Origin of the sequence: Pseudoalteromonas fuliginea (assembly GCF_000690055.1) — a bacterium.
In the GTDB taxonomy this organism is placed as follows: domain Bacteria; phylum Pseudomonadota; class Gammaproteobacteria; order Enterobacterales; family Alteromonadaceae; genus Pseudoalteromonas; species Pseudoalteromonas fuliginea.
On sequence record NZ_JJNZ01000001.1, the window covers coordinates 46,857 to 59,687 of the forward strand.

At 37.6% G+C, this 12,831-nt stretch carries 14 protein-coding genes; 11 read left to right on the forward strand and 3 right to left on the reverse strand.

Translation table 11 applies throughout. From position 1 onward, the window contains the following. Positions 1-8: 8 nt before the first annotated feature. Both DC53_RS20055 and DC53_RS20050 read right to left on the reverse strand, forming a co-directional pair. Complete coding sequence (locus tag DC53_RS20055; RefSeq protein ID WP_033028248.1) at positions 9-1,154, reverse strand: lipase family protein; 1,146 nt, start codon at positions 1,152-1,154, stop codon at positions 9-11. Further along, complete coding sequence (locus DC53_RS20050; RefSeq protein WP_033028249.1) at positions 1,151-1,795, reverse strand: DUF6795 domain-containing protein; 645 nt, start codon at positions 1,793-1,795, stop codon at positions 1,151-1,153. The genes DC53_RS20055 and DC53_RS20050 overlap by 4 nt, the downstream gene beginning before the upstream one ends. A 328-nt stretch (positions 1,796-2,123) precedes the next feature. On the opposite strand from DC53_RS20050, the gene DC53_RS20045 reads away from it, so the two are divergent. The 11 genes from DC53_RS20045 to DC53_RS20005 all read left to right on the forward strand — a co-directional run bounded on the left by DC53_RS20045 (position 2,124) and on the right by DC53_RS20005 (position 12,011). After that, complete coding sequence (locus DC53_RS20045) at positions 2,124-2,495, forward strand: DUF4112 domain-containing protein (RefSeq protein ID WP_033028250.1); 372 nt, start codon at positions 2,124-2,126, stop codon at positions 2,493-2,495. Positions 2,496-2,860: 365 nt separating this feature from the next. Then, a complete protein-coding gene (locus DC53_RS20040) occupies positions 2,861-3,538 on the forward strand; it encodes a TetR/AcrR family transcriptional regulator (RefSeq protein ID WP_033028251.1) in 678 nt (225 codons plus the stop codon). Beyond that, complete coding sequence (locus DC53_RS20035; RefSeq protein ID WP_045984430.1) at positions 3,535-4,479, forward strand: HlyD family secretion protein; 945 nt, start codon at positions 3,535-3,537, stop codon at positions 4,477-4,479. Before DC53_RS20040 ends, DC53_RS20035 begins: the two co-directional genes overlap by 4 nt. Further along, positions 4,476-5,426 carry an ABC transporter ATP-binding protein gene (locus DC53_RS20030; RefSeq protein ID WP_045984431.1) on the forward strand — a complete coding sequence of 317 codons (951 nt, stop codon included), beginning with the start codon at positions 4,476-4,478 and terminating at the stop codon, positions 5,424-5,426. The genes DC53_RS20035 and DC53_RS20030 overlap by 4 nt, the downstream gene beginning before the upstream one ends. Further along, positions 5,416-6,546 (forward strand): ABC transporter permease, encoded by a 1,131-nt coding sequence (locus DC53_RS20025; protein WP_033028252.1) that lies wholly within the window; start codon positions 5,416-5,418, stop codon positions 6,544-6,546. The genes DC53_RS20030 and DC53_RS20025 overlap by 11 nt, the downstream gene beginning before the upstream one ends. A 500-nt stretch (positions 6,547-7,046) precedes the next feature. Beyond that, a complete protein-coding gene (locus DC53_RS20020; RefSeq protein WP_033028253.1) occupies positions 7,047-7,694 on the forward strand; it encodes a glutathione S-transferase family protein in 648 nt (215 codons plus the stop codon). A gap of 62 nt (positions 7,695-7,756) precedes the next feature. Then, the gene (locus tag DC53_RS0120240; protein ID WP_033028254.1) at positions 7,757-8,218 is read left to right on the forward strand and encodes a zinc-ribbon domain containing protein; all 462 of its coding nucleotides are present in this window, start codon (positions 7,757-7,759) and stop codon (positions 8,216-8,218) included. A gap of 118 nt (positions 8,219-8,336) precedes the next feature. After that, a complete protein-coding gene (locus tag DC53_RS20015; RefSeq protein ID WP_033028255.1) occupies positions 8,337-8,891 on the forward strand; it encodes an elongation factor P hydroxylase in 555 nt (184 codons plus the stop codon). Further along, complete coding sequence (locus DC53_RS0120245; RefSeq protein WP_033028256.1) at positions 8,881-10,029, forward strand: ATP-NAD kinase family protein; 1,149 nt, start codon at positions 8,881-8,883, stop codon at positions 10,027-10,029. The genes DC53_RS20015 and DC53_RS0120245 overlap by 11 nt, the downstream gene beginning before the upstream one ends. Positions 10,030-10,040: 11 nt before the next feature. After that, positions 10,041-10,316 carry a YfcL family protein gene (locus tag DC53_RS20010; RefSeq protein ID WP_008138544.1) on the forward strand — a complete coding sequence of 92 codons (276 nt, stop codon included), beginning with the start codon at positions 10,041-10,043 and terminating at the stop codon, positions 10,314-10,316. Positions 10,317-10,457: 141 nt separating this feature from the next. Then, positions 10,458-12,011 carry an AbgT family transporter gene (locus DC53_RS20005; RefSeq protein ID WP_033028257.1) on the forward strand — a complete coding sequence of 518 codons (1,554 nt, stop codon included), beginning with the start codon at positions 10,458-10,460 and terminating at the stop codon, positions 12,009-12,011. A 76-nt stretch (positions 12,012-12,087) separates the two neighbouring features. Here the strand turns inward: DC53_RS20005 and DC53_RS22505 are convergent, their stop codons facing one another. Further along, entirely contained in the window at positions 12,088-12,423 is a 336-nt protein-coding gene (locus DC53_RS22505; protein ID WP_239462845.1) for a hypothetical protein, read from the reverse strand. Positions 12,424-12,831 lie beyond the last annotated feature (408 nt).

The window sequence follows — 12,831 nt, forward strand, 5'->3', positions numbered from 1 at the left end:
CTTTTAATTTAAATAAGATCAATAGCTTGTTTTGCAACCATGTAAAGCTTTTTGATCATCAAACCGAGCACCCATCTGATGAATTGCTTACTTAGCTCCTTAACTTCGTAAGTTTTTTTCCCCACAAACGCAAGCATATGACCAATTAAGCCTTTTAATTCTTCAGTTAATTCTACAAATTTGACTACAGAATCAAATAAACATCGGGCAAGGGTGTCATAGAAAGTTAGTCCGAGACCTAATCCTGCTTGGACTGAAATAAAAGCGTACTGTCCTGTTTTCTTTAAAAAAGTTATTAGGCCGTCTGTAATTATTCGTTGCCATTTGAGTGAAAAGGTTACGTTGTAACGAGATGAATACTTTAAAACAGTATGATTATGATGTAGGGTCTTCAAAGAATTTTCCATACTTGCATAATCACTGTATGCAGCAACTGTATTAACGTAACCAGGTTGACTTTTTTCCATAGAGTGTGCGGCAAGACTGAAAAAGGATCCTTCATTCATAGCTGTTTGATATTCATTAGAGGTATGGCTGAATGGCCAGGCTGGTACACAAGGTACAGGATCGGCGCCATGAGTAACTCGATATTGACCGATATTAGTTGCTGCTGAGTGTATTGAATTATTTAATACTACTCTAGGCGCACCAAAAGTATACAAATTCGTAGGTATACCTTTTTTACTAGCCCAGATAGCCGTAAGCTGAGCAATAGCACCACCTAAACTGTGCCCCACAATATGCAAAAATTCTGGTTTATGTTTTTTTATATAAGAATTAAACATAGGCTCCATACTAATGAAAGCTTTCTCAAAACCTGAATGTACCTCCAAGTTTTTAGGGCCAAGGGTTGTTGCAACATTTAAGTTGGTTAGCCAATCTGCACAAGATGAGAAAACAGTACCACGAATAGCAATAATATGGTGATTTTTGAATTGTGGTGAAGCACCTTCAGCAGTCAGAGCGAAGCCTGTCGTACGGTTTATAAGTTGGTTTATTAACCCACCACTAACGCCCTGAATTTGATTGTTAGTCACTTTAAAGTTTCTGACAAAGTCATTATGAAACTCCCCGCTGAAGTCATAGCTTTTTCTTATGTCATAAACTCTATTTGCGACAGAAGCTGCCGTACTTGGTGATATTGTTTTATTCATAGCTCAACCTTCTTCCCTGTGAAACGTTCTGTTAAATCATTCAAATCGCCATTATGGACTTCGTACTTTTCTTCACCGTTTTCCATAACCCACGTTGGGTTGTAATCTTCATCCCATCTGCAAATACTTGTCGCGGTTCTATTGAGAAATTTGTTGGTATTATTTTTAAATTCAAATCTGACTAATTGATTAGTTATTTCACACTTTAAAAACTTAAGCTTTTCGGTGAATTCAGGTAGCTCTGAAATGCCTGGTTGTGTAGCCCCCCACAAACCAATAATTAAGTTGTTACCTTTCCTAATAAAAATCTTCTGGTGGACGCGATCTTCGGAAATTAATTTATTAGGGATAGAAGAAAGTATAGTTTTTCGTGGTAAATGAAAGCGCCCGTCATCACTTGTTATTACGGAATCAAGTCGTTCAACGCCATCAATGTATGTTAATGAGCGTATTATTTCTAAGTCAGCAATTGGCATGCCATTTTCTGTAACGATGCCGTTGACATCAGGACTTAAAAATACTTCTTTCTTTTTTCTGAACCAGCTAAACATATCTTCTCCTTGACTAAGGGCTGGAAAAACAATAGCACAAATAAGAATTAACAAGATGGCGAATCGAGGTAAATAAATAGATTTATTCATAGGCAATCCTTGCATAATTTCCTAGATTTTAACTAAGAAAAAAATGTATGTAAAGCGAGGGGGACTTGTTTTTATAAAGTGCTTTGATAGCTATTGCAAATAAGTAATCTCTCTCAAAGTTTCCATTTATATGCATAGTTTGTATTGATTATTGATCTCGAGGTTGTTTTATTTGTTGGATCGATTTTCATGTACTTATCATGCGGGCTTGCTAACGATTTTGATCTTAAAGCCAACTTTAAGTACCAATTTATTAGTTTTGTAATTCATTTAGTATTAACACTCCCTAGTGTTTATATATAACAACATTAAATAAAAAGTAGCTATTATGAGTAAAAATATTCAACCTACGCTCACATCCGCTGAATATGAATCAACACTGAAACGTTTGGAAAGGTTTAGTCATTTTACAGATAGCAGCATTGGCATTCCTTTTACTAAATTTAATATAGGTTTGGAGGCTGTGATTGGCTTAGTCCCTGTTATAGGTGATGCCGCAGGGCTAATTTTATCAAGCTATGTGCTTATAGAAGCGCAGCGTTTAGGTGTGAGTAAACGTATAAAGACTAAGATGATCATTAATATGCTCATTGATTTTGTGGGCGGCTTAGTGCCATTTTTTGGCGATATATTTGATGCGTTTTTTAAAGCAAATACGCGTAACACCTGCTTGTTAAAAAATCATATCAAAAAAATATGAAATTAACTTAATATAGTATTCAGAATATGAGCTTCGCGTTGAAGCTGTTTATATTAAAAATTTAAATAAAATTGATAACTTTTCTTACGTATTGTCCATTCACTTGCCTGTAACATATTGGCAGCAAAATGTAGCGGCTATTCCTAAGACGTAATCATAAACGATTAGTTTTTTACAAAAAAATATACACAACTTATAGAATAAATCGTCAATGTTTAGAAGTTTTTCTCATTAATGAGTTTATTTTTTCGCAATTGATTTATTAAACTCTTCAACAAGGGTTATTTTGAGGAATTATCTTCATATCAAGCAATGCTAAAGTGGTTTATATTCATCAATAGATGAATTAATAAGCAGAGAGCATTATGACAGCCAAAGCAGGCAGACCCAAACAAGATGACCCTAACCAAGAATCAGCCAGACAAAGCCTGATTGACGCCGCCAAAATTTGTTTTTCAGAAAAAGGGTTTGATAGCGTTTCAACGCGAAAGATAGCTAAAGAAGCGAATGTAGACGCTGCAATGATTCGCTATTATTTTGGTTCAAAAGCAGGTTTGTTTGAAGCCGTAATGCAAGATACATTAGCGCCCGTGATAGCGCAATTTCAGCAAGATTTGACTCCAGATGCACAGCTCAACCCATTACGACTAATGCAGACCTATTACCGGATGATAGCAGCAACTCCGATGCTACCAAAACTGATTTTACATGTACTAGGGCAAAAGGATAATCCGCAAACTTTCGCTATTTTAACTAGTGTTTTTGATAACATTTTACGGTGTTCCGAAAGCTGGATAAAAGCATTTGAGCAGCAGGGTCACCTTAATCCAAACCTTAATACAGATTTTATACGTTTAAGCTTTATGAGTTTAATGGTGTTTCCGTTACTAGCTCCTGAATATGTACAAAAGCAACTAGGTGTTGAGATAAGAGAACGCTGGTTAATGGGACTGGCGGAACATAATCAGACTCTTTTAGAACAGGGGTTGTTTAACTTTCCAAATAACCAAAGTGATGACAATGAGGAGGGCGGATCATTATGAAAATGTGCTTGTTATTGTTATTTATAGGTCAACTTTTTCTATCTGGTTGCGATACGCAAGATATTGATTATGCAATGGGAACTGTAGAGCGCGACAGAATTAAGCTTTCATCCCCTGCGTCAGAGCAGATTGTTGATATAAAGGTACACGAAGGGCTTGTTGTTCATCAAGGAGATATTTTATTACAGCTTGATACAGTGCGTGCGAATGCACTGGTTTCTCAACGAAATGCCGAACTAGCACAAGTAAGTGCGGCATTGAGTTTACTAAATGCTGGTACTCGTGTTGAGCAATTAAATGCGGCAAAAGCAGCCCTAGATGCTACACGTTCAGACAGTAAAGAAGCTCTGGATCAGTATCAACGTATTATTAAACTTTATAAAAACCATGCTGTTGGTACTGCTGATATGGATGTAGCAAAAGCAAAGAGAAATAGTACCAAAGCTAAACAAAATCTTGCTCATGCGCAGTGGTTAGAGTTAAAAAATGGCGCGCGTCAGCAAGATTTGTCACAAGCTCAGGCTCGAGTGGACGCTGCAAAATCGGCTTTATTATGGCAACAAAAAACAGCAGAAGACCTAACTATTAAAGCACCTGTCGATGGCATTATTGACAGCCTACCTTGGTATAAAGGTGACCGTGTAATTACAGGGACGGAACTAATGAGTGTTTTAGCTATTGCTAAGCCTTATGCCAGAGTTTACTTACCTGCATCAGCATTGATGAAGGTTAAGGTAGGTGATCCAATTGATGTATTTGCTGATGGAATTAATACACCTATTAAAGGACGAGTACGCAATATTCGTTCACAACCTGCCTACACTCCATTTTATGCTTTAAATGAACGCGATAGAGCGCGATTAATGTACTTGACTGATATTGATCTTTTGCAAGCAGAAAGCTTACCCACAGGGCTTGCTGTTGAGGTGCATATACCATGAGTAACTATGGAAATATTGTGTCTGAAACAGTTGAGCATGCAATACAAGCTAAAGGTTTAAGTAAACGTTTTGGTGATAAACTAGCTGTGAATAAGCTCGATTTAAATATTCCAAAAGGAAGTATATATGGTTTTTTAGGACCTAATGGGTGTGGTAAGTCGACCAGTATTCGTCTATTAACCGGTTTATTAACGCCGACAGAGGGAGACGTTACTATTCTAGGAAAGCCATTATTAGGTAATGAAGAGTTGTTTAAAAAGCGTATAGGTTATATGACGCAAAAATTTTCCTTATATGACACTTTAACAGTAGAAGAAAACTTAAATTTCGTTGGTTCAATTTACAGCTTTTCAAGACAGCGTAAGAAAGTTCGGGTTCAAGAGTTACTCCACTTATATGGCTTAGAACAACAGAAAAATCAATTTGCAGGCTCTATGAGTGGCGGACAGAAGCAACGTTTAGCACTTGCTTGTGCAACTTTACATTCCCCTGAACTCTTATTTCTTGATGAACCAACTTCTGCTGTCGATCCTCAAAATCGACGTGAGTTCTGGGAGCGGTTATTTGATTTGTGTGATGTAGGAACCACTATTTTGGTATCTACGCATTACATGGATGAGGCCGAACGTTGTCATGCACTGGCTATCTTAGAACAAGGTAAAAAGCGCGCTGATGGTTCCCCTCAAACATTAATGGATGCAATGCCAGCGCATGTTGTCGAAGTAAGTGGAGACAAATTAAGAGAGTTAAAGCATACACTCATTATAAACTCTAACGTCTTGTCAGCGGCTCAAATTGGTGCACACCTTAGAGTATTAGTAAAACATTGTGTACAAGACCCATTAACGTTTATAGCAAAATTTAGCAACAATCGAAAAGCACTAATCGTTCGCCCAAGTCTTGAGGATGTTTTTGTCGCCTGTACTGGAGGTAGAAATGTGGACTAGAATTTATGCGATTTTTATTAAAGAATTAAAACAACTATCTAGAGACCGAATGACTTTTGCTATGATTTTGATGATCCCATTAGTACAACTAATGCTATTTGGTTATGCAATTAATACTGATGCAAGGCATATCCCGGTTGCGCTCGTGGATTTTAGCCAAACATCACAAAGCAGAGCCATTGAACAAGCAATTACGGCTACTCAATCGGTTAACTTTGTTGCACGATATAATTCAATCGAAGAAGCTGAGCAAGCAATTATACAAGGCAAAATTAAAGCGGTATTATATTTACCAAGTGATTTGACTCGGCGGCTATTTGATCATTCTCTTTATAATCATCAACAAATTAATTCGTCAATGACTAGACCTATTGGGCAATGGATAGTGGATGGTTCTGATACGGTTATTTCATCTGCAATTAGAGGGCTACGTAATATGCCGTTGGATGAGATAAGTAATCGGCCTATTATTCAAAAGGCTCCCAGTTTTGCTGTGGTTCAGTATTTTAATCCAGAGCAAAGAACAGTAGTTAATATTGTTCCAGGTTTAGTGGCTGTTATTTTGACAATGACAATGATTTTGTTTACTTCATCGGCAATCGTTCGTGAACAAGAACAGGGAAATATGGAGTTTTTAATAACTACTCCGGTGCGGCCGATTGAGTTAATGGTTGGTAAAATAACTCCTTATGTGTTCGTTGGGTTGATACAAGTTGTTATTATTTTAAGCGTTGGTTTTTGGGTTTTTTCTGTCCCAATTCATGGAGGGATACTTTCTTTGCTAGTAGGATCTATTTTATTTATTGCAGCAAGTTTAACATTAGGGTTAATGATTTCAACGATAGCAAAAACGCAATTGCAAGCTATGCAAATGACTATATTTATTTTACTACCCTCTATTCTGCTATCAGGGTTTATGTTTCCTTATGAGGCGATGCCTATTGTTGCACAATGGATTGCTGAGGCGCTTCCTGCAACTCACTTCATGCGAATTATCCGTGCTATTGTATTGAGAGATGCAAGTATTTTAATATTAGAATATGATGCTATTTGGTTAGGGGTATTTGTCTTCGTTGGGTTAATTATTGCTTCATTGCGCTTTAATAAAACATTAGAATAGGGAAGTTTCTCCAGTACAATTATATGGATTCACATAATTAATCAATTCGTTCTACACAATAGAGTTTAGATGAGCACTTATGTATAGCTCTAATTGCTTTTTATGTCCCTGGTCCAGCTGTTTTGTAGTCATAATTATTTTTTATTAGTGCGTAAGCTCTCCTGACCGTTTTGTTAGTAAACGTAGTTAGTGCTGAAAATAGCTGCTCGAGATAGATTTATTACCCAGAGTTCAGGTTAACTATTATGTTGTCAGGAAAAGGTGCTTTACATACTTGAAAAACATCTTTGCTAAATCAATAGCCAGTACATTATGATATTTTAATTTACTTTTCTCTAGCTATGCACTTTTAATAGTAACTAGTCAGATTTATGCGTAAATAGCTAGTTCATTGCAAGTAAATTCAATGCAGTTAGTCGAAAATAGTTGCTTGAGATAGATCTTTCCAGTGTTCAGGTTATTCATTTTCCCAAATATGTATTACTTAGTGAGAAATTTAAATGCATTTATTTATTGGAAACAAAAATTACTCTAGTTGGTCGCTCCGAGCTTGGTATTTGATGAGTAAATTTAATATACCGTTTGAAGAAACCCAGCTGGTACTCGACACCCCCGACTTTTACAATGAACTAAAAAAGACCTTTGCTTTGCAAAAAGTTCCAGCGTTAATCGATGGTGATTTACAGGTTTGGGATTCACTAGCAATTTGTGAATATATTAACGATGCTTACTTATCTGGCGCTGCATGGCCAAAATATATTACCCAAAGAGCTAAAGCGCGTGCGCTAAGCGCTGAAATGCATTCAGGCTTTATGGCGTTGCGCAGCGAAATGCCAATGAATATAAGAGCTACCCGTAAAGTAGACCTATCGAGCGAAGCACTAAAAGACATAGCCCGTATAGACGAGATATTTGCACAGCAACAAGATGTGTTTCCAAATGAGTGGTTTTTTGGTGACTTTAGTATTGCTGATGCCATGTATGTGCCTGTTGTACTGCGCTTAAAAACCTATCAAATTACGTTATCGCCAGAGGCGCAACAATATTGTGACTTTGTTATGCGCTGCCCAGTATTGCAAGTATGGATCACTCAGGCATTAACCGAAACCGATATTGTAGAGTGTGATGAAGCAGGAACGCCTGTATAATTATTATTTTTCATATGGCATGTTCTATGCCTTAAAATCATAAGTTTTAAACTAGGCAGCTCATGTATCTAAATCACCTAAGGTATGGCAATAAACCGATATCTACCAATACCTCAGTGACAATAGAGGCGATAGAGAATGCGCACTGGCGTTACTCGAGGCTTAAATACTTCCCTAATACGGTAATATTGGCTGATATAAAAAAGCAAAACTATGCCATTGACCCTCGGGCACTTTATGTTGATATTGAAGAGAAGTGCGAAAGTTGCTCTAAGGCATTTATTTTTTTTGCTCAAGAGCAGCAATATTGGTTTGAGGTACTTGATTTTTGGGTCGATTCACACTGTACACGTTGTTTTGAATGCCGTAAGCATGCCAGATATATACTAACTTTACGTAAACGGTACGATATGTTAACTAGCTTAGCCAATAAAACCTCAAGCGAAAAAGCACAGCGTAAAGAACTTGCCAATACGCTTTACTGTTTTGGTATTATTAAAAATATCAATAAAGTGAAAGATTAATCCGCTTATATTTTACTATCACGCCTTATTTTTACTTTAGTTGTAAAAGCCCGTACAATTCGTCTCGTTTTTAGTGCGCTAATATGGCGCTGTAACCGAGACGAATTAATCAATTTTTATGCATCAAATAGCTGATCTAATTTCAATTTTTGAGCGCACTTTTTATCAAAGTCACAATACACGACTGATAAAAGGCGATTGTGAGCCTGTGTATTTACCAGCAACAGAGCAGGTGCCATATCACCAAGTTGTATTTGCGCATGGTTTTTATGCCAGTGCATTACATGAAATAGCACACTGGCTGGTGGCCGGTGATGCACGTCGGTTATTAGAAGATTACGGCTACTGGTACTGCCCAGACGGGCGCGACAAACAAAAACAAGCTGAGTTTGAAAAGGTAGAAATAAAGCCCCAAGCTATAGAGTGGTTATTAAGCACCGCAGCAGGGTTTAATTTTAATGTGTCGGTGGATAACTTAAACGGCGAGCAAACATGTCGGTTTGATTTTCAGCAGCGAGTACATGCACGGGTATTATCGCTAATCGAAAATGGCTTTAACTCTCGTACAGAGTCACTTTTAAAAGCACTGTGTGATTTTTACAATACAACGTGGCCCTTAACAGCGCAGCAATTTAATTGGCAACATCCAAAGGAGCTTTGTAATGGCGTTTAAATTAGGCTTAATTGTAAACCCTGTAGCAGGTTTAGGCGGCACAGTTGCCTTAAAAGGCAGTGATGGCGCGCACACAGCCGCTAAAGCAATTGAATTAGGTGCAGAGCCAAAAGCAAATAGCCGTACAAAAGCAGCGCTTGAGGTGCTATTACCTTATAAAGAACGCTTAACTATTTACACTGTTAACGGTGACATGGGTGAGCAAACAGCAAAAGCTTTGGGCTTTAATGTAGAGGTTGTATATAACACTGCAGCAATAACAACCGCAAATGACACAGAACAAGCAGCAAAAATACTTAAAAACTCTGGTGTTGATTTAGTCTTATTTGCCGGAGGCGACGGTACAGCACGTAACATTTGCCATGCAATAGAGGATACCATTCCTGTACTTGGTATCCCCGCAGGTTGTAAAATTCATTCTGGTGTTTACGCTATTACGCCAAAGGCTGCAGGGCGCGTAGTCGAAATGTTGGTTAAGGGTGAGTTAGTTACCTTAGCCGATGCAGATGTAATGGATATAGATGAAGATGCTTTCAGGCAAGGCACAGTAAAAGCCAAACGCTACGGCGAAATGCAAACACCTAGCGAAGTACGCTATATGCAAGCGGTTAAAAATGGCGGTAAAGAAACCGACGAACTCGTACTTGCCGACATTGCAGCGCATGTTGTATCGCAAATGGATGAAGACACATTTTATATTATGGGTAGCGGCTCAACGGTTGAAGCCATAATGGAAGAAATGGGTCTTGAAAATACGTTACTTGGCGTTGATTTAATAAAAGATCAAACCTTAGTTGCCCAAGATTTAACGGCTAAGCAATTGCTTGAGCTTACACATGATCAAAGTACTAAGTTAGTCATTACGCTCATTGGCGGGCAAGGGCATATATTTGGCCGTGGTAACCAGCAATTGAGTCCTGTGCTTATACGCGCAATTGGCAAAGAAAATATTATTGTAGTAGCAACAAAAACAAAACTACAAGCGCTTAATGGCCGCCCCCTTATTTGTGATACAGGCGATGGCGAATTAGATGATGAATTAACGGGTTATATTAAAGTAACCACCGGATTTAACGACCATATTATGTATGCAGTAGGGCACCACAACATTGAAAATACAGGTGCTTTGCAAAACTAGGAGATTAATAAATGAGTTTAGTGAACTATATCGATGCAGCCCAGCAGTACTTCGATGATTTAGTAATAAAAGCAACTGACGATGAGTTATTTGCAGGCGGCTATTTACGAGGCCACTATGATCTTGCAGTAGGCTATGCCGAAGTAGAAAAGCTAACAATTAGTATCGATGAGCTAAACGAAACAGTAGAGCAAAGCTTAGTAAAAGCATATCGCAACGGCGAGCTTAACGAAGAAGACAAAACATTAGTTGCACGCTTGTGGGAAGAAGTTAAGGCCCTCGCTTAACCCTAAGTGGCAAAAAACACGATTTGTTTATCACTATCGTGTTTTTTTGTGCCCAAAACTTTTAAAGTAAATTTCAATGTTAATTTACTGTTTCATTTTTGTGGGGTATTGTTACTGAAATAAATTTTAGGAACAATAAGAATGAATAATAATCAAGATGCTTTACCTTCAGGGGTTGTAGCGCGTTTTTTAAATTTTGTTGAGCGAGTAGGAAATAAGCTTCCAGATCCAGCAGTAATATTTCTATTTGCAATGTTATTAATTTGGTTTTTGTCGTGGTGGTTTTCAAGCGTGAGTTTTGATGCAATAGACCCACGTACCGGTGAAGCGATTATTATTAATAATATGCTGGCAAGTGATTCGCTTGCTACCTTTTTATCCTCTATGGTAAAAACCTTTACTGGCTTCGCTCCCTTAGGTGTTGTTTTAGTAGCTATGTTAGGTGTCGGTGTTGCAGAGCATTCGGGCTTTATTAATACTGGTCTTAAGTTAATGCTTAAAGTTACTCCTAAAAAGCTATTAACGCCTTCAATCATTTTAGTGGCCATTGTGAGCCATACCGCTACTGACGCAGGTTATGTATTAGTTATTCCACTTGCAGGTGTTATATTTTATGCTGCAGGACGCCATCCGCTTGCGGGTATTGCAGCTGCATTTGCAGGAGTCAGTGGTGGTTTTGGGGCTAACTTTATTCCATCGGGTATCGACCCATTACTACAAAGCTTTACCCAAAGTGCGGCGCAAATAATTAATCCTGCAATAGCAATTAACCCATTAAATAACTGGGCATTTGCTTCAGCATCTAGCTTATTTATTGTGGCATTAGGCTGGTACATTACCGATAAAATTATTGAACCACGTTTACAAAAAACAGCGGTTGATGGTGCTAAAGAGGATTTACCTGTATTTGAAGATGCACGTAGTGATGAAAAACGTGCCTTTTATATAGCCAGTACCGTGATGATTGCAGGACTTGCGTTATTAGCATTTGTCTCTGCTCCAGACGATTCTGCAATGCGCAGTAGTGACGGATCCCTTACTAATTTTAGCTCTCCTTTAATGCAATCAATTGTACCATTAATATTTTTACTTTTTTGGATTCCAGGCACTGTATATGGTTTTACGGTAGGTACCTTTAAAACTTCAAAAGATATGATTGATGCAATGAGTAAAGCGATGAGCGGCATGGCGTATTATATCGTTATGGCGTTTTTCTGTTCGCTATTTATTGCTGCATTTAGTAAATCAAATTTAGGTGCACTGCTCGCAATTGAAGGTGCGCAGTTATTAAAGGCGATGGAATTGCCAAGTGCAGTAACGGTTGTGGGCATTATCTTTTTAACTGGCTTTGTTAACTTGTTTGTAGGTTCAAGTTCAGCAAAATGGGCGTTACTTGGCCCCATTTTTGTACCGATGTTAATGCAACTTGGTATTTCGCCAGACTTAACTCAAGCCGCTTATCGTGTAGGTGACTCAAGCTCTAATATTATTACACCGTTAATGCCATACTTCCCATTGGTGGTTGTGTACTGTCAAAAGTATGTCAAAGGTACCGGTATAGGCACTTTAATTGCTATTATGCTGCCGTACTCAATCGCCTTTATGATTGGCTGGAGTATCTTTTTATTAGGTTATTGGGCACTTGGTATTCCTTTAGGTTTAGATGCAAGCTACATTTATCCAGCATTGCCTTAACCTAAACCTTTAAAAACCTCACTCACTTGAGTGAGGTTTTTAAATAAAAGTCCTGTAATGTAAAAATGAGTCTAAGTTACCTTTCTAAATCTCTCACTATATAGCCAAATAAGCTGGCCTCTCCAACAATATACACATAATCATTTTTGTTGTTCATTATTGTAGACTTATTGTCATACCACCTAAAATCATGAATCTTATTCGTTTTAGGGTCTTTGAAGTATAAACGAGTACAGCTATTTTCATACTCAGTGCCACACTCTTGTACATCGGTCAGGATGTATTCTTTATACCAATAGTCGCCTTGCGTGTAGTAAGCCCATAATTTAATAGGATCAGAGATAAAAACATAGAGTATTCCAAAGATTAATAAAGGGGATAATGGGTACATGAAAATGAATGCTAATTTCATTTTAGTATCTGAGAAATTGTATTTAAGTGATTCTCTATATTTACTGCAGCGTTTATATTTATTGAATATAAGTATATTTAAATAGATAAATAGTGCACAACAGATAATAGGGAGGGTTATAAAGAAAACAACGTCGTATAGTTCATTTGAGATGAATGGTGGATCTGTAAAGTCCATTAAAATAGGAAGAGTGATGCATAATAAAATGGGGAGTATTATTGCTACAAGGAGCAAGTTGTCGTAAATCTTTTTCAATTTTTAATTCGTCCGTGAACTATAGCCTTTGTCTAGTTTACAGAATTTTTGTTATTTTAAAAATCAGAGAAATGTATTTATAGGCATTAAGTAACCCGAACTCAGGCTAAAAAAACTATCTCAAGCCGCTATTGAATTGACGCGGAAGTTTAC

Excerpts from the sequence above, each read along its gene's own strand:
- DC53_RS20015 (WP_033028255.1), top strand. The coding sequence starts at position 8,337 with ATGCATCAAATAGCTGATCTAATTTCAATTTTTGAGCGCACTTTTTAT.
- DC53_RS20025 (WP_033028252.1), top strand. The coding sequence starts at position 5,416 with ATGTGGACTAGAATTTATGCGATTTTTATTAAAGAATTAAAACAACTA.
- DC53_RS20050 (WP_033028249.1), bottom strand. The coding sequence starts at position 1,795 with ATGAATAAATCTATTTATTTACCTCGATTCGCCATCTTGTTAATTCTT.
- DC53_RS0120245 (WP_033028256.1), top strand. The coding sequence starts at position 8,881 with ATGGCGTTTAAATTAGGCTTAATTGTAAACCCTGTAGCAGGTTTAGGC.
- DC53_RS20040 (WP_033028251.1), top strand. The coding sequence starts at position 2,861 with ATGACAGCCAAAGCAGGCAGACCCAAACAAGATGACCCTAACCAAGAA.
- DC53_RS20020 (WP_033028253.1), top strand. The coding sequence starts at position 7,047 with ATGCATTTATTTATTGGAAACAAAAATTACTCTAGTTGGTCGCTCCGA.
- DC53_RS20035 (WP_045984430.1), top strand. The coding sequence starts at position 3,535 with ATGAAAATGTGCTTGTTATTGTTATTTATAGGTCAACTTTTTCTATCT.
- DC53_RS20030 (WP_045984431.1), top strand. The coding sequence starts at position 4,476 with ATGAGTAACTATGGAAATATTGTGTCTGAAACAGTTGAGCATGCAATA.
- DC53_RS20010 (WP_008138544.1), top strand. The coding sequence starts at position 10,041 with ATGAGTTTAGTGAACTATATCGATGCAGCCCAGCAGTACTTCGATGAT.
- DC53_RS22505 (WP_239462845.1), bottom strand. The coding sequence starts at position 12,423 with ATGAAATTAGCATTCATTTTCATGTACCCATTATCCCCTTTATTAATC.
- DC53_RS20005 (WP_033028257.1), top strand. The coding sequence starts at position 10,458 with ATGAATAATAATCAAGATGCTTTACCTTCAGGGGTTGTAGCGCGTTTT.
- DC53_RS0120240 (WP_033028254.1), top strand. The coding sequence starts at position 7,757 with ATGTATCTAAATCACCTAAGGTATGGCAATAAACCGATATCTACCAAT.
- DC53_RS20045 (WP_033028250.1), top strand. The coding sequence starts at position 2,124 with ATGAGTAAAAATATTCAACCTACGCTCACATCCGCTGAATATGAATCA.
- DC53_RS20055 (WP_033028248.1), bottom strand. The coding sequence starts at position 1,154 with ATGAATAAAACAATATCACCAAGTACGGCAGCTTCTGTCGCAAATAGA.